We start from the raw sequence: 21,404 nt of genomic DNA, 5'->3' as shown, positions 1-21,404 counted from the left end.
GTCCGCGACAAAAAAAGATGACGCCGTCTATCTTCCGTGCGAGACAGCGTGGCGGTTTCGGGAATGCCCAGAAAAGGATGGATTATGAATGCCGGGGTGGCTGCCAGACGGGCGTCTGGTTATGGACGAGGTGTCTATCCAGGTAAGGCGTAATGAATTTCGAATTGTGGCTGGGTGCAACGGTTAACAGAATGGCGTCGGCCGTGAGTTGCACGCTGGTGGCGCAGCAGGCGCAGATACAAAACGGCGAGCATTGGTCTGCGCCGGGTTGTGCGTGTTGCAGGTGAAGGGCCGTTCCCTCTTGCGCACGCTCGTCGGCATCGCTGCACGGGTAGCCGGCCAGGATGGAGAAGTAGAACGCAAAGAGGATAAGAAGAAGCTTCACGTACCAAAGGTAACAGGAATCGTCATGCAACAGGTTTTCATTTGCCGGAAATTTATGCCTTGCAGGCCCTTTTGGAGCTTTGATCAACCTAAATCAAACTTTCGTCCGCCGGTTCATGGTAAATATTTCCCCACCCTGTTGCAGCCCTCCCGGTTTCTTACCGGGCGGATAGGCCTGACAGGCCACGCGAAAACGACTTTGAGCGTGGTATGAATGTTGTCCGCGGCCTAGGGAGTTAGTACCTGTATCACCAAAATAATGTCAATCATGGAAGACCTGAAAAAATTGAAAGTGGCGATCCTCACCGAAAGCGGATTCGAGCAATCCGAACTGACAAGCCCGAAGGAAGCGATGGAAGCGAAGGGTGTGACGGTGCACATTGTGTCGCCCCAACCGAAGGAAGTGCGGGGTTGGGATGAGAAGGATTGGGGCATCACCCTGAAGGTGGACAAACACATTTCAGAAGCGAAAGCCGACGACTACGACGGCCTGGTCTTGCCCGGTGGTGTGATCAACCCCGACAAACTACGCACCAACAAAGAAGCGGTGCGTTTCATCCAGGAGTTCTTCGAAGCCGGCAAACCCGTGGCCGCCATCTGTCACGGCCCGCAATCCCTTATCGAAGCAGGCGTAGTGGATGGTCGTGAGATGACGTCGTACAAATCGATCAAGACCGACTTGATCAATGCGGGCGCAACCTGGACGGACAAGGAAGTAGTCGTGGACAACGGTTTGGTTACCAGCCGTTCGCCGGCAGATCTGGAAGCCTTCAATCAAAAACTTTTGGAAGAACTTCAGGAAGGCATTCATGCCAAAGTATGATGTTCTTTTAAAACAAGAAGGCGCACGGAGTACCGTGCGCCTTCTTCCTGTAAACTATATGGAAAGGGCTTAGTGCCCAACGTTGCTCATATCCACTTTGTTCTTCGCCGGCTTTAACAGCAATACCAGCGGCACACAGATCAGGAAGAACACGCCGATGCCCAGGAACACATCCATGTAGGTAAGCAAAGCGGCTTGCCGCGTCACCATGCCGTCAATGATCTTATGTGCCTGCAAGCTGGCTTGCTCCGCACCGCTTCCGCTGGCCATGAAGCTTGCCTTCAATCCGGCGAGGCGTTGCTGAACGTTTGTGCTGTACTCTGTCACGTTGGCCACAAGGTTGGCACGGTGCTGCACAGTTTGACGGCTGATATAAGTACTGATCAAAGCAATGCCAAACGATCCTCCCAATTGGCGTACCATACCCGTAAACGCTGCACCTTGTCCAATCTCTTTTCCTTTGAGAGATGAAAGCGCCAGGGTCGTGGTAGGAACAAACAAGAAGCCCAACCCAATCCCGCGTGTCATCAGCAACCAAAAGAAATCGCTTTCGCCGGTGAACGGCGTGATGATCGTATACGCCCACAGACTATACCCGAAGAATACGGAGAAGCCCAACGCGATGAGGTACTTGTGCGGAATATCTTTTTGAATGGCACGCCCTACAATGGGCATCATCAAACCGGTGGCTACGGAACTCGGCACGAGCATCAAACCGGATTGCAAAGCCGTCCATCCCAAAGCATTCTGGGTAAAGAGCGGGATCACAAACGTAGATCCGTATAACCCGAAACCCAAGATGAATGACAGCACGGTGCCGATCGCGAGATTTTTGTCTTTCAGCACCCGTAGATCTACCACGGGGTCTTTCACGACGAGCTCTCGCCAGACGAACAGGTATACACCGAGGAAGGCAACTACCGACAACACCACGATCCAGCCATACTCAAACCAGTCGTGCTCTTGTCCTTTTTCCAACACAAATTGAAGTGCGCCCACGGCCATGACCAGGAACAAGATGCCCAGCCAATCCACATCGGCCAGCGATTTCTTGCCGCCGTAGTTGGGGCTCTTCACATACGACATCGTCAGCAGCGTAGCAATCACGCCAATGGGGATGTTGATATAGAAAATGTAGGGCCACGAATAGTTATCGACAATATAACCGCCCAGAGGAGGACCCAGTGTAGGACCAACGATCACACCCATGCCATACAATGCCTGGGCCATACCTCTTTTTTCGGGCGGGTAAACTTCGGTAATGATGGTTTGCGAAGTTACCAGCAATGCACCTCCACCCAAACCCTGGATGAAGCGGAAGAACACCAGCTCCCAAATGTTGTCGGCGTTGCCGCACAAGAACGAGGAGATGGTGAATATGATGATGGAAGCCGCGAAATAATTGCGGCGTCCGAATTGTTGCGACAACCAACTGGTCAGCGGAACGATGATCACGTTGGCGATGGCATAGGCCGTGATGACCCAGCTCACGTCGTTGAGTGTGGCGCCCAGGTTTCCCTTCATTTCATTGAGCGCCACGTTCACGATGGTGGTATCGATGATCTCCAGCAAGGCACACATCACCGCGGTGATGGTGATGATCACTCGCTTCCAACCATACTCTACCAAAGATTCTTGCTGAAGCATAGAATTCGATTAGTCTAAATGTACGTCCACGATCACGTTCATGCCGGCGCGGAGCAGGCTTGCTTTTTCAGGTGCGTCGGTCAGCACGATCTTCACCGGCACGCGTTGTACCACTTTCACAAAGTTGCCCGAAGCATTGTCGGCAGGCAACAAGGCAAACCGTGCACCGGTGGCCGGCGAAAGCGACTCCACTTTGCCCAGGAACGATTCGTGGGGGAAAGCATCTACAGCAATCTCCACCACTTGTCCGGGTTTCATTTTTTCCAATTGCGTTTCCTTGAAGTTGGCGATCACCCATTTTTGTTTTGCGGTCACGAGCGCGAAAAGCGATTGGCCGGCTTGAACAAGTTGTCCGGGTTGAACACTCTTGCGGGAGATGACACCGTCTGTGGGCGCCAGGATGTAGGCATACGAAAGTTGAAGCTTGGCAAACTCGAGATCAGCTTCGCGTTCTTTCACTACGGTTTCGGCCAGGGCAATGTTGCGACCGCTCACGGTGCTTTGTGCCCTGCGCGAAGAAGTCTCGCGCGACAAAGCTTCGCGTTGACGCTTTGATACTTCCAGTTGTTTTAATGCCGCATCTCTGTCGGCTTCGGCTTGTTCGTATTGTTGCAGCGTGATGGAGTTGGATTTGATCAGCTCCTGGTAACGTTTAAAATCTTGTTCGGCACGACGCGCCCGCACTTCGGCAATGGAAATGCTGGATTCGGATGCTTCGAGGTTTGACTTCGCGGTCAGCACGTTTTCGGTAGAAGTAGTAAGGCCTGCCCGCACAGCATCCAGGTTGGCTTTTGCATTGTCAAGCGAGGCTTGTGCCTGCAGTACGCGCAACGCCAGGTCGCGGTCATCCAAGACCACCAATGTGTCGCCCTTTTTCACGGTGACGTTGTCGTCGACCAACAAGCGATCGATGTAGCCCGGCACTTTGGGAATGATGGGGCTGATATCGCCTTCCACCTGGGCGTCGTCTGTTTCTTCGTGGTGTTGTCCGTGAATATATTTTGTGATACCGAAGGAAGCTCCGGCAATAACCAAGACGCCTAACACAATGGCAAATCTTTTATTCTTTTTTGGTTTCGTTTCCATACGTTTAATGATGATGCTGTTTTATTGAAGTGTTCCCATTGATTCCTGAAGTTCATAGTAGGCGATCATGCTCTCCGCCCGGGTCGTAAAGTAGTCGATCTTGGTCCGCAGCAACGCCACGTCGGCATCGAGATAGTCGGAGAGAATGAGCAGGCCTTGTTTGTATTTGTTTTGCGAGATCTGGAAGTTTTCCTGTGCTTGCTCGATAGCCCGCTCGTTGATGACGAGCTTGTCCAGCATCTCCTGTGATTTCAGGAATTTTTGGCGCACATCCAGTTTCACCTGGTCGGTGGCCATTTGGTTGTAGGCCGTTGCCTGGTCGAAACGCGCTTTGGCTTCGTGCATGGAGTGCTTGGCGTGAATCGCGCCGGTGATGCTGTATTTCAATGACAGACCTCCGTTCACCGCGTTGGTCACGGTCAGTACATTCGGTATGTAGGCATTTACATAACCCGCACTCACCGCAAGGGTGGGCAGGCGATCGGCTTTGGCAATTTTATAGCCCGATTCACTGGCTTTGATTTGGAGATCAGTTGATTTTATTTCTGTCCGATTCGCCAGACCGTTTTGCAGCGACTCTTCCCACGTGGTGAGTTTTGCCAGGTCAAACATCGAAGTGGTGTCCAGTTGAATGGCGGTATCGTCGGGCAGGCCCAGCAGGATCGTGAGATTATACTCCGCCACTTTCACGCTGTTGTTCACTTCGGTGAGCGCGAGCTCTACGTTGTTGGCTTGCAACTCGGCTTTCAACCGGTCGTTGCGGGCCAGCAAACCTTGTGACTCCAGGTTTTTAAATTCCGTGACGCGTTGCTGTTCGTGCTTCAAATTTTCTTCAATGGTGCGGCGGCTTTGTTGCAGCTCATAATATTGATAGACCGCCTTGATCGTGTTGATGGCCACCTGGCTTTTAGTAGTCTGCGCGTCGTATTGTGCCGCTTGTTGCAGATAATCATTCATGATCTTGGTGTTGCGGATCTTCATGCCGTTGAACACGGGCATCGACGCCGTTAACTGCGCTAATCCGATGTCATGTAAACTGGAGAAGGCAGCCAGGGGCGAGTCCGAACTGGAACCGCTATTTGAACTGCTGGAGTTGGACATCGAAATGTTCGGTGTGTTGATGTGGAGATACGTTCCGCTCACACCTACATCCGGCAATGCCCGGTCTTTTGCTTCCGCCAATTTCGCCTGAGCTTCTTTCACCTTGGCGTTGGAAACCATCAATTGCTTGCTGTTGGTGTATCCCAGGTCAATGGCTTCCTTCAAGGTTATGGTTTTAACCGACTGCGCCTGTAACTGGAACACGGCCAGCAGGCTTACCAATCCGATACTGATTTTTCTATACATAAATTTGAACATCTATTTCTTTAGGTATTTAAGGAGTAATTCGTACAAGTACTTCTCAATGCGCGTCCGGAAGGCGTCGTCATCTTCGTCGGGGCGCCGGTAGCGTTTGCTGAAAAGGGCGTGTGTGGTCTGGTAAATGATACCGGACATGGTAGCCATGACCAGTTCCAGGTCTGCTTCTTTACGAAACACTTTTTTCTTTTGGCCGTCTTCCAAGAACTTGCGCAGTTCGTTGGTGTTTCGGTTCAGGATCTTTGTAAAACCTTCCACGAGTTCCGTTCGCGTGGTGTTGGCAAACTCACGGTGAATGAAGTGATAGAACTTACAGTTCGTGAAGATTTTGTTTACGTATAACGCGGTGACTTGTTTTAATTTTTCTTCGGGTGTCTGATTGGACGAGTTGATGTCGCTCAGTTTCATCCGGGTGGTATCCATGGAAGTCTCCATGGTCGTGAAGAGCAAATTTTCTTTGGAGCCAAAGTGATAATTGATCAATGCCACATTGACACCTGCCCGCGCAGCAATTTCGCGAACGCTGGTCAGGTCGAAACCTTTCTCTTCAAAGAGCTCGCGGGCCGCCGAAAGTATTTTGTCGCTTGTCATATGCTTGATAACGGACCCAAAATTAAACGGTTGTTTAAATTTAAACAAATGTTTAAAACAATATTGTTTAAAACGCTTTTCAGGGGGTATGCAAACGGATGAAAAGCCTAGAATTTTTTTTAAAATTAGAATGGGGGCAAACGGTTGTCGCCGTTTATGCGACAACTTTCCAAGGGGAAAATCGGGGAAAACTTGAAATGTTATTTGGCAGCATAACGCACCTGCCAAATGGTATTGGTCACATCATCGGTAATCAGCAAAGAACCATCGGGGAGCACTACAACCCCCACCGGCCGGCCGTGCACTTTTTCTTTTTCGAGATTTACGATGAATCCGGTGAGAAAATCTTCGGGCTTACCGGACGGCTTGCCGTTTTGAAAAGGCACAAACAAAACTTTATAGCCCGAAAGAATGGATCGGTTCCACGATCCGTGTTGCACGATAAAGGCACCGTTGTGATACTTTTCAGGAAATGCTTTTTGGGTATAAAACGCCAATCCCAGCGACGCGGTGTGGGAATTGAGGTTCATGTCGGGAACGATGGCCGCTTTGGCCATCACGGGTTTGTCTTTCACCCGCGGATCTTCGTGCTGTCCATAATAGACATAGGGCCAGCCGTAGAATCCTTCTTCCTCTACGTGGGTGAAATAGTCGGGCACAAGTTCATCGCCCAATTCGTCGCGTTCATTCACCACGGTCCACAGGGTTTTGGTGCCCACTGCCCATCCCATCCCAACGGGGTTGCGCAGTCCGCTGGCATATACTCTCAGGTCGCTCCCATCGGGGTTGATCTCCAGGATGTCGGCGCGTAAAAGTTCGTTGGCCATGCCGTATTCGGCTACGTTGCTGCCGGAACCTACGGCGATATATATTTTAGAGCCTTCGGCGTTGGCAATGAGGTTGCGGGTCCAGTGACGGTTGTGTTTGCCGGCGGGCAAGTCGACGATCTTATCTCCTTTTCCGGAAATCTTGGTTTGACCCGGCGTGTAAGGAAAACGCCAGAGGCCATCCGTGTTGGCTACATAAAACCAGTTTCCCAACACCAGCATGCCAAAAGGCTGGTTTAGGTGGGACAAGAATGTTTCGCGCACTTCCGGGACACCGTCGTGATTGGCATCGCGCAACAAGGTAATGCGGTCGGCACTGTGTTTCATGCTGTTGGACCGGGTTGCACCGATAAAGAGCGCGCCGATCCGTTCGAGCAGCGGGTGATTGCTGTTGCTTTCGGCCACCAGGATATCGCCGTTGGGGGTGACGTACAACCACCGCGGGTTTTGAAACGCGTCGGCATAGATCGTTACGTTGAAGCCCGCCGGGGCCATGGGCATCGCATCTTTCCAACCTACCACGTTGCTAAAGTTCATGCTGGATTTGGTGGCATATGGCGCCGCCAGGGTGTCGGAAGACGATGTTTTTTTGTAATGCGCCGCGGCCTCCCGCGCTTTTTTTTTGTGAACTGCAAGCTGCCCATAAAAGGAGGGAGACCAAGAGGATGGTTAAATTCCAGCGTGACATAATAATATAGCGTTAGCCGTGGTGCCTCATGCCCCCAATTTTTTTAGACAAGCGTTGAGATTTGTTTTTTCCTTGAGCACGCCCGCAAAGAGGTCACCGGTCTTGGTGAGTCTCTTGGCAAGGGTGGTGATGGTGAACTGGCTGGGGTGCAATCCCGGCTTCACTTCTTTCCAGGTCAGGGGAGTAGAGACCGTGGCGTCTTCCACCGGGCGAAGACTGTAGGCCGAAGCCAAGGTCTGGCCCTTGCTGTTTTGGAGATAATCGAGGTAGATGCGATTTTTTCTTTTTGATAGCGAACGCTCGAGCGTGGTGATGCGGGGTAGTTTCTCTCCTGCAAGCCGGGCAACGATCTCTGCAAAGTCGCGCGCGTGATCGTAGTCATACTGCGCATGCAGGGGAACATAGATATGCAATCCCGAAGCCCCCGAAGTTTTGCAATACCCGTTGGCTCCAGCCTTATCCAGCACTTCTTTGATGGCCAGCGCTGCCTCGATCACTTCATCGAATGTATTTTTCTCCGAAGGGTCGATGTCCAGCACGAGATAGTCCGGTTTGTCGAGGTTTTTCACCCGCGAATTCCAGGGGTTGATCTCGATGCAACCGAGGTTGTTTAAATAGAGCAGTGTAGCCTTGTCGTTGCAGAGAATGTAGTCAACCTCTTTTTTGGAGCTCTCCGAGTATAGCGGGATGTGCTTCACCCACGATGGAGCGGCTTGCCCGGCGTCTTTGTGGAAAAATCCCTTGTTCTCGATGCCATTCGGATTTCGCTTCAACGACTCCGGTCTGTCTTTCAGATAGGGAATGATGTAGGGATAGATCGTTTCGTAATAGGCAATGACATCCCCTTTAGTGATGCCGCGCTTGGGCCAATACACTTTGCCTTGATGCGTGAGACGAAGCTCGTGGCCGTCAACACGTTTGATGACACCGTCTTTTGGCTCCTCCGCTGTCGCATCCTTGCCGGAGGGAAGTTTTTTTGGTGTGCTCTTTCGGGAGACGTTCTTTTGCGATGGGCTGGTTTTTTTATCCACGGCTTTTGGGTTTGGTTTCTTCACGTCGACGTGATCGACATCCCGGGCTGCTTTGTCGATGCGCAACCCCATAAAGACGGGGTGACGCAAAATGCCGTCGTCGGTGATCTCGGTAAATTTTACCTGGCACACTTTCACGGGCTCAACCCAGGTCACGGGCGAGTTCACCGGCACGTGTTCCTCGAAAGGCGAGGTTTCGCGAACAAGAGGTTTCAGGAGGTTGTGGATCTCTTTCAATACTTTCTCCGTGAACCCGGTTCCGGTGTGACCGATGTATTTCAACTGCCCTTTCTCATACATGCCTAAAATAAGCGCGCCAAAATAACTGCGGCTGTTGCGCGGCTCCGTGAAGCCCGCAATGATGGCTTCTTGCGTGTTTTGATTTTTTATCTTCAGCCAGTCATTCGAACGTTTTCCTTCTGTATAGGTGCTGTTCTTCCTTTTGGCGATCATGCCTTCGAGTCCCATTTCCGAGACTTTGTGGAAAAAAGCGGTGCCTTCATTTTCAACATGATCGGAATAACGGATGATGTTGCTTTTGGGCAGCAATTTTTCCAGGATCTTCTTGCGCTCCTCAAGGGGAAGATGGGTGAGGTCTTTGTTTTTATAGCGAAGACAATCAAAAACGTAATACACCAGCGGCCGGTTGCGATTCTCGTCGTAGTGTTGCAATTTTTGAAAACTGGGTTTGCTGTGATCGTCCAGCACCACGATTTCGCCGTCGAGCATCACGTCGTCTTTTATTTTCTTCAATTCCTGGGCGACGGGTGCATAGAGGTCCAGGAAGGAAAGGCCGTTCCGCGAATACAGACGCACGTCGTTCTTGTTCACCTCGGCCACGGCGCGATAGCCGTCCCACTTCACTTCAAACAGCCAGCCGTTGTCGTCAAACGGCTTATCGCCGATCTGCGCCAGCATGGGATGATGAAAGTTCGTTAGTTTATCGCGTGCCGACCGCACGGCGCGAACGTTTTTTGGCAAGGCGCCGCGTTCCTGTCGTCGATGTGCGGTGGTCAGGCTCATTTAGGATGCTTTTTTTATGCTGGCTTTCAACATGCTCATCAGGTCTTCGGTCTTGCGGTGCGTCACTTTCATGGGCGCATGTTTCACGGGTTTCCCTTTGGCTTTGGCCTTGATGAGCTTCAGCAATTCGCTGGCATAGGTATCTTTAAACGAATCGATCTTGAACTTGGTAGTGAGCTGATCGATCAGGGAAAGGGCCATCTTCAATTCGGTGGGTTTCACCTTGGTGGCCTTGGGGACTTTTATCGAGCTGGTGTCACGAATTTCTTCAGCAAACCGGATCTTGTTTAGCAGGATAACTTTTTCGTAAGGTTTTAAAATGCATAGATGCTCCTTGCTGCGCAGGACGAAACTGCCCACCCCGGCCTTGCCACTTTTCTCCAACGCTTCGTGTAGCAACAGGTAGGCTTTCTCACCCGATTTTTCAGGTTCCAGGTAATACGGCGTTTCGAAGTAAAGGCTCTCCACCTCTTCTTCGGCGATGAAATGATCGATGTTGATGATCTTCGTTTTGTCAGGACTCGCCTGTTGAAAATCCTTGTCGTCCAACACGACATAGTCACCGTTGTATTTATAGGCCTTCACGATATTTTTCCAATCGACCTCTTTTCCGGTGTCTTCGTTCACCCGGTGAAAGCGAATATGGGCCAGGTCTTTTTTGTCAAGCATGTCCAGGTCCAGGTCGCTGGATTGGGATGCGCTATAGAGTTTCACGGGGATGTTCACCAGGCCGAACCCGATCGCTCCTTTCCAAATGGCTTTCATAGCGTTTCAATTTCATGGCCGTCATCCGGCCGTTTCTTGAATAAGTTGTTTTGATTTTGGTCTCGCACTTATTTTCTCCAGCACTTTGGCCGTTGCCCCTTTCGCCAGGAAAGGGAGCACGAACCGCGTGACCCAGTTCGACTTTGCCAAGAGCTTTTGACGGAGCAACAACTCCACCCCCACGTCGGCACCGAACTGGAGCAGGCTTTGGTTGGGCTTTCGCTGGAAAATGCCCAGGAAGGAAACCAAAGCAAAAACGGGATGGAGCTTTTCCTTGATCACGCCGACTTCCGTGGCAATGGTGGCTTTGTGTTCGCGCAACAGAGCTTCCAGGCGGTGGCGTTCGGCCAGCAGTTCGGTGTAGTTGCTAATCTTGCTCATAGATCTTTTTGATCAGCAGGTTGCGGATGTTGGGTAAAATGACCTTGCGCGCGGTCAACAGCAGGACGAGCAGCACCACGGCATAGAAGCCGCCGACGATGAAGAAGCCGGCCTTCATATTGTCGAGTGTTTCGCCGGCCCACCACGCCAGGCCAACGCCCATAAAGAGCAGAATGAAACCGGCCACCAGCAAAAGCAGGATCCCCACAATGCTGACGGATGCGCCCAAAGAGGTTTGCTCCACCACGCGCACCGTAATGAGGTTGCGGTAGGTCTCCACCAGGTCGGCAGCGGCCTCTACAATTTTCTCCGCGGATTTCTTCGGCTCTTCCATAAGGTGCCTTTACACTTTTTCGCTCAATGCTTTTGTACTTCTCTTCAATCCCGCCAGGGCTTCTTCGCCTTGCGACCGTGCCTCTTCGGCCACATCTTTGCCCATCCGCAGGAGTGCGCTCAGATCGGCCAGCCAATCTTTAGCACCGTCCCTGATCTTGGCTTGCAAGTCTTTTCCTTTTTCTGGGGCGAGTAGCATGCCAATCATGGCGCCTGCAGCAGCTGCGGCCGCTACGCTGAGAATTACTTTTGTCGCTGTTTTCATAGTTGTGGTTTTATGATGTATGACTTGGGTTAACACGTTTTGAGGGATGGTTTAGGTTGTCCATTCAATCTTTCAGATCTTCTGGTTCCGCCACGGGAGCTTGCGGCTTCAACGCCGTCTTTGCTTTCGCATGCGGTCGCGAAAAGGTTTTTACTTTCGAAAAGCTCACACGCGGATGACGCGGCGGCACGGGATCTGCGCTTTCGTCGCCAAACAGAACACCCCATGGATTGAGCTCGGGCACTTTATCAAAGATCACTTTGCAAACCGCCATCGCAGGTATGGCCAGGAACATGCCGGGCACCCCGCACAATGCTCCCCCCACCAACACGCCCACAATGGTAACCAAGGCGTTGATGCGCACCTTGTTGCTCACGATCATGGGCATGCCGATGTTGTTGTCGAACAATTGCACCACGGCCAACACCACTCCAACCCAAATCACATCGCTAAGATTGTCGGAGCTGACGAGAGTCACCAACATGCACAACATATTGGCTACGATCATGCCGACGTAAGGCACCAGGTTCAGCAACGCTGCCAGCAGCGCGAGGAAGATGGCGTATTTTATGCCAAGCACGAGAAAGCCTGCCGTGTTCAGCGCAAAGACGATGGACGTCTCGATGAGCAAACCAAACACATAATGCTGTCCTATGGTGGTGGACTCTGTCAACACCTCGCGGACCCGTTGTTCGGACCCGTTGCGAAAGACGCCGATAAGAAAGGTCTTGATGGTGTTTTTATGATAAAGAAGCAGGAACGTATAGAGCGGAAGAAAAATAAGATAACTAAGGATGCCCGTCAGGGAGATAAAGGTCTGTCCCACCAACTGCGGTACCTGTTCCTTCAGGTTCTCGGCTGCCTGGGCGATGTATTGATTTTGTTTGCGTACCGTGATGTGGGTGTTTTCATTCACCCACTTCTGCAAGCCGGTGCTCACTTCACTGATCCGGTCTTTCAACGCAGGGATATCGTCCAGGAAATTCACCACCTGACTGGACAAAACGTATAGAACGCCGGCGATAACAAAGAAGGAGAGCAGCACCGGGAGGAGAATGGACAAAACGTTATGCAGTCCCTTTCGTCTCAGGAAAGAGGTGACCGGCAACAACAGTGTCGACAACAAAACGGAGAACAGCAAGGGGAGCAGAATGTCTTTTCCCAGGAAGACCAGGAGACCCAACAACGCCAACGTCAGGAGCGTATAGCTAAGTTTCTGAACAAACGGCGCGGCGTGTGAGGTTGCGTTCATAATGTCATGCGGTAACTTCTTTTAAGCATAAGGTAATTTCCGTGCCAATAAAAAAGACAGGGTCAAGAAGATCGATCGGTTATGCCGGCAGGAGGGTTGGGTAAATATCTCCACACCCGGCCGCTTGTTATTCTACAATACTGGCCTTTTCACGCGCGGTGCGGGCACTGTTCTTTGGGAATGCTTCTTGTGCGTAGGTGAGTTGATATGAAAAAGTTTTTTACGTCAACCTGGACCATCTTAAGAAAGACAGTCAAAAATTTTATCGAAGACGATTCCTTTAGCTATGCATCGTCCATTGCGTTTTATACGATCTTTTCGTTGCCGGCCATCCTCATCATTTCGCTCGCTATCGGGTCGACGTTCTATGAACAAGAGGTGGTGCAGCGGGAATTGATCAACCAGGTGGGGCGGCTGATCGGTCGCGACAGCGCGCTCGAGATTGAAAAAATATTGGTGAACGCATCCATCGATGCCACGAGTTTCTTTGCGAAGACCGTCGGGGTGATCACCCTCGTTTTCAGCGCCACCACGGTGTTCATCTCGTTGCAGTCCAGCCTCAACAAAATATGGGGCATCAAGCCGAAGCCGTTACGGGGCATTGTGAAATATATTTTGAACAGGCTTTTGTCGCTGGCCATGGTCATCAGCATCGGGTTCGTCCTGTTGGTGTCGCTTGTAGTGGACACGGCCCTGGTGGTCTTTCAGGGTTTCCTGTCGCGGATCTTGGCGGGGCTGACCCTTTATATTTTGACGGCCATCAATATTATTATTTCCATGGGATTCATCACGCTTATCTTTGGGTTGTTGTTCAAGGTTTTGCCCGATGCCAAAATAAAGTGGCGCGACGTTTGGGTAGGGTCTTTTGTGACGACGATCCTGTTCTCGATCGGCAAATTTCTTATCGGATTTTATTTAGGAAACAGCTCTTTTAATTCGGCCTACGGTGCTGCCGGTTCCCTGGTGGTCATCCTGGTGTGGGTGTATTATTCAACGGTTATTTTTCTGCTGGGTGCCGAGCTCACCTCTGTATATGCAGAGGAATTGGGTAGTGAGATCGTCCCCTACGAGAACGCTGTGAAAGTTCAATTGGTGGAATTGGAAAAAGACGAGAAACACGGCGAAACCGTAGTGGCCAACACACAGGCCCGGCACTCGGAAGAGCCCACCCATCTTGCGGCAGACGGCCACGAAATTCCACATGCCGAAAATGCAAAGTAGCTTGTATCTTTGATGACCAGGCATTCCTGCAAATGGCACAATTCTTTCTGTCTCAATAAAAAAGAAAAGGCTATGGAAAAGAAGACGCAAACATTCGGGCCCGGTAAAAAGCAAGCGGCCGTCCGTGCCCCACGCAAGCGCGAACCCAAGGCGCCGTCGAAAGAACCGGTAACCGAAACAGAGAACGATCCGGACGAGCCTCACCTCAACCAGGAAGAGCAACGCAAAGTGGTGAATCACCTCGAAGAAAATGCTCAGGGCTCTGCAAAAGATCGCGACGAGGCAACTTGACGGACACTAAAAACCGTCGGCCTTCGTTAAACAAGATATATGGCTTCGTAGGGGACCTTCTGGCGATGCATGAATGAAGTGGTTTGTTTGTCAATCATGTGCGCGTGGAGGTACCCTACGAAGCCATTTCGCTTAAAATATACAGGAGTTAAATTTTTTCAACGATCGAGAGATCATGCGGATCATACTTTGTTTTCGTGATGGCCGTCATAAAAGTCGTGTCGCTTTTCCAGGTGATGTTCCTGAAGGTGCGCTATTTTAGGAGGGTCGCTTAATCTTTCTTTTTCCGGCCCGTTTCTTTTTCCTTCTTGGCCGGCCCGTCCAACACGCTGGACTTTAATCCCGAAAGCAACGATTTCCACCAGAGATTGAAGATGGCTTTGCGCTTGTCGCGTTCAAAATCGATAACACCCAATCGTTTGGCCTCACTCACGGTTTTGTCCTTATCATTTTTGATAAACAAGTTGATGAGCCACGTTTTGAATTCGCTCGCATGCGATTGTTTTTCTTTGGTAAGCCCGTTGATCTTCAGGTTTTCATAGTTAACCAGGATGGAACCCTTCGAATGATCGTCGTTATAATAAAAATCGAAATACAAGTCGCTCAGCTTTCCCGACACAATGTTGACAAAGGCCATGTTTTCCATCGCGCGGTTCAACGCCGGCAGCGGTAAATTCCGGACGTGACCTTCGGCGCGATAGGATTGTTGTTTTCCATAGGGCAGCAGGAACGTGGAGGTGATCAGCCCTTTTCCCATGAGCTTGGCGGAGGCGACCAGCGTCGCTTTCCCCTGCGCGGACGAGTCGCGATTGTCGACATGTGTGAGTGTAGCATTGAGATCGTCGAACTCGACCTGGCCCGTGTGAAATCCTTTTTCGGGAAACTCTTCATAGACAATCCGCGCATTCGATATTTTCACGCTGTCGATCTGCAAGGCAAAGGGAAATTTGCGGATCATGGCCACCGGCAGCGGTACGTTGTGATGTTTGACGAAGGGAAAACGTTTATCGCGAAAAACATGAAGCCGGGCAGATACAATGTGCACGGAAGACACCACGGTGCTGTCGTTGAGCGGATTGAATACCAATCCTTCCAAAGCAATTTCCGGGATGCGCAACGTGAACCGGTCCGTTTGCCGGCCCACTTTCCGGGCAAAGGCATAGCGACCATACTTTGGAGTGAGGGAAATGGAGTCGAGCGACAACTTGCCTTTTGCACTGTTGAGATGTACCGACGAAATTTTGGTGATGTATAATTTTGATGAAAGTTGAACCGAGGTAAAATCCGCCTGAACCGATTTGATTTTCAGGGCTGACAGATCTCTTTTTCCTTGCGCTGGGTCGAATTGCAAGGCGGTGAGCGTAATGCTGGCATCTCCGGACACCGTTTGGAGAGAATCGATATGAATGGTGGCCTTTACATTTTTTAAAACCAGTTCCCCGACGGAGAACATTTTGAACGGCGAAGGTGGTGCGGCATCGAGAGAAGAACGCCTTGCGCTGTCTTTTTTTACGGCCTTCTCCACGCTATAGGTGGCGTCACCCTCGGTGAGTTCGATTTTGTCTACCGTAATGTCTTTATGAATGAGCCACGCCAGCACATGAATGCCGCTCATGCGCAAGCGCTTCACGGCAATGTGATTTGGAATTTTACTCGTGTCGGGTGAGGTGGCCGTCCACGCCAGGCCATCAACGGTGACGGCGCGCTGGAATAAATTGACGTGAAGGTCTTCCAGGGTACCGTTCTTTTCCTCCAACGCGGCAATGGCCTTGGCTTTCACAATACGCGACAACACCACGCCGGCGACGAAGAGCACGATCGATAGCAGGAGAACGGGCAGTAGCACCCATCGTGTCCATCGCGAACGGAAGAACGGTTTCATGGAGAAAAGAGAAGCTGTCTTGACTCCATCCGGAATCAAGACGGCTTCACAGGGTTATATCCGCTCTCCGCGAATAAGGCGTAAGATGATGGCGACAATGGCGATGACCAATAATATATGGATAAGACCGCCTGCGCTGTACACAAAAAAGCCAAGGGCCCATGCGATGATCAATATCACGGCGATGGCATACAATAGACTACTCATAAGGTTAAAATTTTGATTCAACCGGAGAAAGTACATTTTCGTGCCAGCGCATATCGTGAGTTTGAGGTGCGCATAGGCGCTTTTTTGGCTCGAAAATGACGCTTTTTCGCACAGATGGGGAAATAATTCCCCATTGTCGGGGGGATAAAACAGGCTCCAGGGCTGGCCGGCGGGTGGCATGATTTTTACAAGTTGGATCGTAAAAATCCTTGCGTATGATCGAATTTTTAAAGTTTGTCGCACTGATGGGTGGTACCTATTTGTGCAGTATGGGATTTGCCATAGTTTTGTTTAGACTATTTTTCCCCTTGAAAACCAAGGAGGAAGTGCAAAAGATGAGAGTAGCAAGAAGCACCCAGCCCAGACCGAAACGTCAGCGCCGGGGAGTCCTAACGCTAGCCGGTCACGGTCACTAGGGTCTGGCGGATGAGAAAGGTTCTAGTGGTCGACGACGAAATGGAGATTTGCCTATTGGTAACCCAATACCTTAAGAAAGTAGGGTATGAAGCTGCGTTCGCCCTTTCCATATCGGAGGCCATTTCAAAAATCGCCGGCTCTTCGTATGATATCTTATTTATCGATCTGAATTTAACCGACGGCTCAGGCTATGATCTGATTCATGCCTTGCAGGCGTCGAACAACGCATCAAAAATTGTAGTGATCAGTGCCTATGACAGCGAACGGCAGAAAGCCTTACAAAAAGGGGCCAGCGTTTTTATGGCGAAACCCTTTTCGGTAAAGACCATTGAAGAATCGCTGCAGCAGCTGAAATTTATAAACTAATGGCCCGGAAAACCGGTCGCTATTTCTAAACCCGTATTTATTTTTTGCCTATGCCCAGAATACTAATTATAGACGACGACAAAGACATTTGTCTCGTATTATCGAAATTTCTGACGAAGAATAACTACGAAGTAGACGCCGCCTACAAAGGCGAAGAAGGCTTGAAACTGTTGCGGGCCTCGCGCTACAACCTGGTGCTGTGCGACTATCGCTTGCCCGATCTCACCGGCGTGGAAATGCTCCGGAAAATAAAACTATTGCAATCGGATGTCGCCGTGGTGATCATCACCGGCTACTCCGACGTGCGCACCGCCGTGGAAACCTTCCGCTATGGTGCTAATGATTATGTAACGAAACCGCTTTACCCGGATGAGTTGCTGGTCACCATTCGCGAGACCATCGCCAAGAACGAAAAGAAGACCGTCAACGGCGAAAGCAACGACACGGCGCAAGATCCACGCAAACCCAAATCACTGGCCAACTCCAGTTTCTTCATCGTCGGAAAAAGCATTCAATCGCAAACCGTTCAAAAATACATCGAACTCATTGCACCGTCCGATATGTCGGTCATCATCAACGGTGAGACCGGCACGGGAAAAGAATTTGTGGCGCAATCCGTACATAAATTCAGCAAGCGTTCCGACAAACCTTTTGTGGCCATTGATTGCGGGGCCCTGCCAAAAGAATTGGCAGGCAGCGAATTGTTCGGCCACGTAAAAGGCGCTTTCACCGGCGCCGTGAACGACAAACAAGGAAGCTTCGAAGTGGCCGATGGCGGCACGATCTTCCTCGATGAAGTCGGAAACCTTTCCTACGAAAACCAGGTGAAGCTGCTGCGCGTGATCCAGGAGCGAAGAATAAAACGCATCGGTGCCACGCGCGACACGCCCATCGACGTGCGCATCCTCGCAGCGACCAACGAAGACCTCATCAAATCGGTGAAAGAAGGACGCTTCCGCGAAGATCTTTATCACCGCCTCAACGAATTCAAGATCCAGCTTTCCCCGCTGCGTGAGCGCAAGGAGGACATCATCATCTTTGCCAATTATTTCCTGGAAAAATCAAACCAGGCCCTCCATAAAAATGTGCAGTCGTTCTCGCCGGATGTGGTTGATCAACTCACCAACTACTACTGGCATGGCAACCTGCGGGAGCTCAACAACGTCATCAAACGTTCGGTGTTGCTCACCATGGGCGATGTGGTGCAGATGGATAGCCTTCCACAGGAGATCATCCAAGCCAACAACGCCATGCCCGCTCCCGGTGTTGCGATGGAGGACAGCGTGGGCTTGTTAAAATCGATCGCTGGTTCGGCCGAACGCCAGGCCATCATCGACATCCTGGAAAAAGTAAACTACAACAAGTCGAAGGCTGCCGAACTTTTGAAGATCGATCGGAAGACCTTATACAACAAATTGAAATTGTATAGCATCAACGCATAGTCTAATAGTCTATAGGAGCTCAACATAGTCAATTGTAAAATCCATGGCTAGGGTAATAACAAAAAGAGAGGCTGCCTTTCGACAGCCTCTCTACCTATTTACCTACCCCTTATTTTTACTGACTGGCTCTGTTCAGATTGAGTGCCAGGTAGAGTTGTGCGCATGAGTTTTTCGAGTCGCCCAGCATTCTCCGGGCTGCGTTGCTATCGGCGATCTTCACCATACCGTAGTTGTACCGTGCTCCTACCTGGACGGCGCCGAAGTTCAGACCGAAACCACCGACCAACCCAAAGTCATATGATTTGAGGTTGTCTTTGTTGATTTCGTCGGTGCCATTGACAAAATCGCCTTTGTAGTTGATGTTGGCGTTGAGCAGGTAGCTGGCGTATGGACCAACTTGGATTTCGGCAGCTTTGCCCAATTTAAAAACGGCCAGCACCGGGAGATCGAGATAGTTGAGATTGTACTTAACGGTTTGGTTGACGATGTTGCTATAGTCTACCTTCGAGCCTTTCGTGCTGTACAACAATTCGGGCTGGATCGCGAAAGCTTCGCTTGCCAAAATTTGACCGTATAGACCCACGTTGAAGCCGTAGCGTGCATTTTCATCATTTACATCGTCTACGTACAGATTGCTTGCATTGAAACCACCTTTGATACCGTACCTCGCGTTGCTGTTCATCTGCGCCTTCGCATCATGGATGGACATGACGCCGGCAAAAGCGGTTATTAAGAAAATGGATAAAAGTTTAAATTTCGTATTCATGGTAAAAAATCATTTGTTTGTACAACACCCCCAAAACATCAGGCCAAAACCGGAAAACATCCATAATCGTCTTATTTTCAAGGAAAAAAGATATTTGTGTTGAAAACCGAACGGTGGCATTTGTACACAAGTGTAGACGAGCGACCACATGATGAAGAATAAGTACATAAAGATTTTGTTTCTCGGGATCGTGATGGTGCTCCTCGTCATCAGCGTGATCACGTATAGAAATTTGAAGCGCTATACCGATGAGGTCCGGTTGATCCGTCATTCCAACGACGTGTTTCGCTCGCTGGAAGTGGTACTGTCGACGATCAAGGACGCCGAAACCGGTCACCGCGGCTTTCAACTCACACACGACACCGCCTATCTGCAACCTTACCGTGTGTCAGTGAAGGTACTGCCGTTGCAATTGCGGGCGTTGGAGAATCTCGTATCCGACAATAAAGCACAATCCAAACAGGTGGATACGCTTCGTCAACTGGTGAGCTATCAATTTGCCATCATCCAAAAAATCCTCGCTAACGCACAGCGCAGCGCTTTGTATATGGACCGCTATGAAAGCCAGTTGCTGCTGGACGGCCGCGAGAATATGAATGAGATCCGTGCCTTGGTGCACCGCATCAATACAGTAGAACTGGGGATCTATCGCAAACGCATCGCCAGTGAGAGCGATATCAAGGCCGTGGCACCGCTGGCCATGTTGGGGTATGGGTTGGTGGCGCTGGCCGGCATCACCGTGCTGTTTGTGCGTATACTCGACGCGTTGGAAAAGCGGCGTATCGCCGAAGAGCAATTGAAAATGAACCTGCAGGAATTGCGCACGGAAGTCGGCATTCGCGAGTTCACCCAAAAAACATTGCGCAGCGTGCTGGACAATTCGTTGTCGGGCATCATGGCCCTGCGCGCTATTCGTGGGAAGGATGGGAGCATCGAGGATTTTGAATGGACATTGGCCAACGCCGTCAGCGAGAAAATGTTAGGGCTGGAGAGAAATGCGTTGATGGGAAAGCGGATGCTCGAGACTTATCCTAAAACTCGTTTTGAGGAATCGTGGACCATATATAAAAACGTAGTGGAAACCGGTCAGCCGGCGCAGTTTGAAAAATTTCAGCCCGCAGCGAACAATAGCTGGGTACACGTCACAGCCGTGAAGGTGGATGATGGTTTTGTGGTTACGGTGACGGACATCACGCGACAAAAATCACAAAGGCTGTTGTTGGAAGAGCGTGGACTCCTGCTCAACGAGGCCGAACACCTCGCAAAAATGGGCAGTTGGCGATGGACGGAAAAAAGCGATGAACTCATATGGTCCGACGGCCTCTACACGATGCTTGGCAAAGCGCGCGAAACGTATACGCCAACCTGGGAATCGTTCCTGGAAAACGTGTATGCAGACGACCGCTTGCGGGTCGAAGATTTTATTCGGGAAGTGAAATTGAGCAGAAAGCGGTTGGAGATTGAATACCGGGTTGACGAACAAGGCATGCTCCGCCATTTGTCATTGGCGGCCAAGCCCACATCACCGGCGTCGGATGCGAGCGTTATATTGGGTGCGTTGATCGACATTACAGACCGTAAACTCTACGAAAACCAACTGGAGAAATATACGGAAGAGTTGCAACGGTCAAACGAGGACCTGGAGCAGTTTGCCTACGTAGCCTCACACGACTTGCAGGAGCCCCTGCGAAAAATACGGGCTTTCGGCGACCGGCTGGCAGCTAAATATGGCAACAAGCTGGAAGGACAGGGAGTCGATTATATTCAACGCATGCAATCGGCTGCGGCGCGCATGCAAACGCTGATCGAAGATTTGCTTTCCTTTTCGCGCGTGTCGCGCGGAGTGGCCGTGCCCGAAGTGCTGGATACAGCGCAGGTGCTGAGCGAAGTCATCGAGGACCTCGATGCGCAGGTTCGCCGCGAAGATGCAGCGGTGCGTGTGGGGATCGTGCCCCCTATTCGCGGCGACAAGACCCAGATGAAGCGACTGTTTCAAAATATCATCAGCAATGGTATAAAATTCCACAAATCCGGCGAGAAGCCAGTGGTAGAGATCCGGGGCCACAAAGAAAAAGGCACGCTTCTCAACACGCGTTTTGGCCTTTCGCTGGCCGATCCGGAATATGCGGTCATTACCGTCAAAGACAACGGTATCGGCTTTGATGAAAAATACACCGAAAAAATTTTCACACTGTTCCATCGCCTCCACGGCCGCAACGAATACGAGGGCACAGGCATCGGGTTGTCGATCTGCCGGAAGATCGTGAACAACCACAAAGGGTTTATCACGGCCCACAGCGCGGAAAATGTGGGATCAGAATTTATAATTATCTTACCTGCCGGTTAATAAAACCGTT

The 21,404-nt window shown here is 50.8% G+C and carries 21 protein-coding genes; 6 read left to right on the top strand and 15 right to left on the bottom strand.

Features of this window, described 5'->3' with window-relative positions:
• Positions 1–82 precede the first annotated feature (82 nt).
• Complete coding sequence (locus tag D4L85_RS04350; protein WP_160143533.1) at positions 83–385, bottom strand: DUF6660 family protein; 303 nt, start codon at positions 383–385, stop codon at positions 83–85.
• A gap of 267 nt (positions 386–652) precedes the next feature.
• Here D4L85_RS04350 and D4L85_RS04345 point away from each other — a divergent pair, with 267 nt between their 5' ends.
• A complete protein-coding gene (locus tag D4L85_RS04345; protein WP_119753163.1) occupies positions 653–1,207 on the top strand; it encodes a type 1 glutamine amidotransferase domain-containing protein in 555 nt (184 codons plus the stop codon).
• Between the two features lie 69 nt (positions 1,208–1,276).
• On the opposite strand, the gene D4L85_RS04340 is transcribed toward D4L85_RS04345, so the two are convergent.
• The 11 genes from D4L85_RS04340 to D4L85_RS04290 form a co-directional block, all read right to left on the bottom strand.
• Entirely contained in the window at positions 1,277–2,854 is a 1,578-nt protein-coding gene (locus D4L85_RS04340) for a DHA2 family efflux MFS transporter permease subunit (RefSeq protein ID WP_119753162.1), read from the bottom strand.
• 9 nt (positions 2,855–2,863) lie between these two features.
• Positions 2,864–3,940, bottom strand: a complete 1,077-nt coding sequence (locus tag D4L85_RS04335) for an HlyD family secretion protein (RefSeq protein ID WP_119753161.1) — start codon at positions 3,938–3,940, stop codon at positions 2,864–2,866.
• A gap of 21 nt (positions 3,941–3,961) precedes the next feature.
• Positions 3,962–5,287, bottom strand: coding sequence for a TolC family protein (locus tag D4L85_RS04330; RefSeq protein ID WP_160143532.1), 1,326 nt, complete (start codon positions 5,285–5,287; stop codon positions 3,962–3,964).
• Positions 5,288–5,299: 12 nt separating this feature from the next.
• A complete protein-coding gene (locus D4L85_RS04325; protein ID WP_119753159.1) occupies positions 5,300–5,890 on the bottom strand; it encodes a TetR family transcriptional regulator in 591 nt (196 codons plus the stop codon).
• 200 nt (positions 5,891–6,090) lie between these two features.
• The gene (locus D4L85_RS04320) at positions 6,091–7,254 is read right to left on the bottom strand and encodes a PQQ-dependent sugar dehydrogenase (RefSeq protein ID WP_119753158.1); all 1,164 of its coding nucleotides are present in this window, start codon (positions 7,252–7,254) and stop codon (positions 6,091–6,093) included.
• 177 nt (positions 7,255–7,431) lie between these two features.
• Positions 7,432–9,459 (bottom strand): DNA ligase D, encoded by a 2,028-nt coding sequence (ligD, locus tag D4L85_RS04315; RefSeq protein WP_228450770.1) that lies wholly within the window; start codon positions 9,457–9,459, stop codon positions 7,432–7,434.
• Entirely contained in the window at positions 9,460–10,224 is a 765-nt protein-coding gene (gene ku / locus D4L85_RS04310; protein WP_119753157.1) for a non-homologous end joining protein Ku, read from the bottom strand.
• 21 nt (positions 10,225–10,245) lie between these two features.
• Entirely contained in the window at positions 10,246–10,605 is a 360-nt protein-coding gene (locus D4L85_RS04305) for a hypothetical protein (protein WP_119753156.1), read from the bottom strand.
• The gene (locus D4L85_RS04300) at positions 10,592–10,939 is read right to left on the bottom strand and encodes a hypothetical protein (RefSeq protein ID WP_119753155.1); all 348 of its coding nucleotides are present in this window, start codon (positions 10,937–10,939) and stop codon (positions 10,592–10,594) included. The genes D4L85_RS04305 and D4L85_RS04300 overlap by 14 nt, the downstream gene beginning before the upstream one ends.
• A 9-nt stretch (positions 10,940–10,948) precedes the next feature.
• Positions 10,949–11,203, bottom strand: a complete 255-nt coding sequence (locus tag D4L85_RS04295) for a YtxH domain-containing protein (RefSeq protein WP_119753154.1) — start codon at positions 11,201–11,203, stop codon at positions 10,949–10,951.
• 64 nt (positions 11,204–11,267) lie between these two features.
• On the bottom strand, positions 11,268–12,455 hold the full coding sequence (locus D4L85_RS04290) for an AI-2E family transporter (protein ID WP_119753153.1): 1,188 nt from the start codon (positions 12,453–12,455) through the stop codon (positions 11,268–11,270).
• 207 nt (positions 12,456–12,662) lie between these two features.
• On the opposite strand from D4L85_RS04290, the gene D4L85_RS04285 reads away from it, so the two are divergent.
• Both D4L85_RS04285 and D4L85_RS04280 read left to right on the top strand, forming a co-directional pair.
• Entirely contained in the window at positions 12,663–13,676 is a 1,014-nt protein-coding gene (locus tag D4L85_RS04285) for a YihY/virulence factor BrkB family protein (protein WP_119753152.1), read from the top strand.
• Between the two features lie 72 nt (positions 13,677–13,748).
• Complete coding sequence (locus D4L85_RS04280) at positions 13,749–13,967, top strand: hypothetical protein (RefSeq protein WP_119753151.1); 219 nt, start codon at positions 13,749–13,751, stop codon at positions 13,965–13,967.
• Positions 13,968–14,238: 271 nt separating this feature from the next.
• Here the strand turns inward: D4L85_RS04280 and D4L85_RS04275 are convergent, their stop codons facing one another.
• Together D4L85_RS04275 and D4L85_RS04270 are read right to left on the bottom strand one after the other, a co-directional pair.
• The gene (locus tag D4L85_RS04275) at positions 14,239–15,849 is read right to left on the bottom strand and encodes an AsmA family protein (RefSeq protein ID WP_119753150.1); all 1,611 of its coding nucleotides are present in this window, start codon (positions 15,847–15,849) and stop codon (positions 14,239–14,241) included.
• Between the two features lie 54 nt (positions 15,850–15,903).
• Positions 15,904–16,056, bottom strand: a complete 153-nt coding sequence (locus D4L85_RS04270) for a lmo0937 family membrane protein (RefSeq protein WP_119758652.1) — start codon at positions 16,054–16,056, stop codon at positions 15,904–15,906.
• Between the two features lie 426 nt (positions 16,057–16,482).
• Between D4L85_RS04270 and D4L85_RS04260 the strand changes: the two genes are divergently transcribed.
• Positions 16,483–16,839: a response regulator transcription factor gene (locus tag D4L85_RS04260; RefSeq protein WP_119753148.1), complete on the top strand. Its 357-nt coding sequence runs from the start codon at positions 16,483–16,485 to the stop codon at positions 16,837–16,839.
• 50 nt (positions 16,840–16,889) lie between these two features.
• Positions 16,890–18,281 carry a sigma-54-dependent transcriptional regulator gene (locus D4L85_RS04255; RefSeq protein ID WP_119753147.1) on the top strand — a complete coding sequence of 464 codons (1,392 nt, stop codon included), beginning with the start codon at positions 16,890–16,892 and terminating at the stop codon, positions 18,279–18,281.
• A 115-nt stretch (positions 18,282–18,396) separates the two neighbouring features.
• Here D4L85_RS04255 and D4L85_RS04250 read toward each other — a convergent pair whose 3' ends face one another.
• Positions 18,397–19,047 (bottom strand): porin family protein, encoded by a 651-nt coding sequence (locus D4L85_RS04250; protein WP_119753146.1) that lies wholly within the window; start codon positions 19,045–19,047, stop codon positions 18,397–18,399.
• A gap of 148 nt (positions 19,048–19,195) precedes the next feature.
• Between D4L85_RS04250 and D4L85_RS04245 the strand changes: the two genes are divergently transcribed.
• The gene (locus D4L85_RS04245; protein WP_119753145.1) at positions 19,196–21,394 is read left to right on the top strand and encodes a CHASE3 domain-containing protein; all 2,199 of its coding nucleotides are present in this window, start codon (positions 19,196–19,198) and stop codon (positions 21,392–21,394) included.
• Positions 21,395–21,404: the final 10 nt, after the last annotated feature.

Source organism: Chryseolinea soli, assembly GCF_003589925.1.
Lineage (GTDB): Bacteria > Bacteroidota > Bacteroidia > Cytophagales > Cyclobacteriaceae > Chryseolinea > Chryseolinea soli.
Note: the sequence above shows the minus strand (reverse complement) of the source record. Positions and strands in the feature narration are given on the sequence as shown.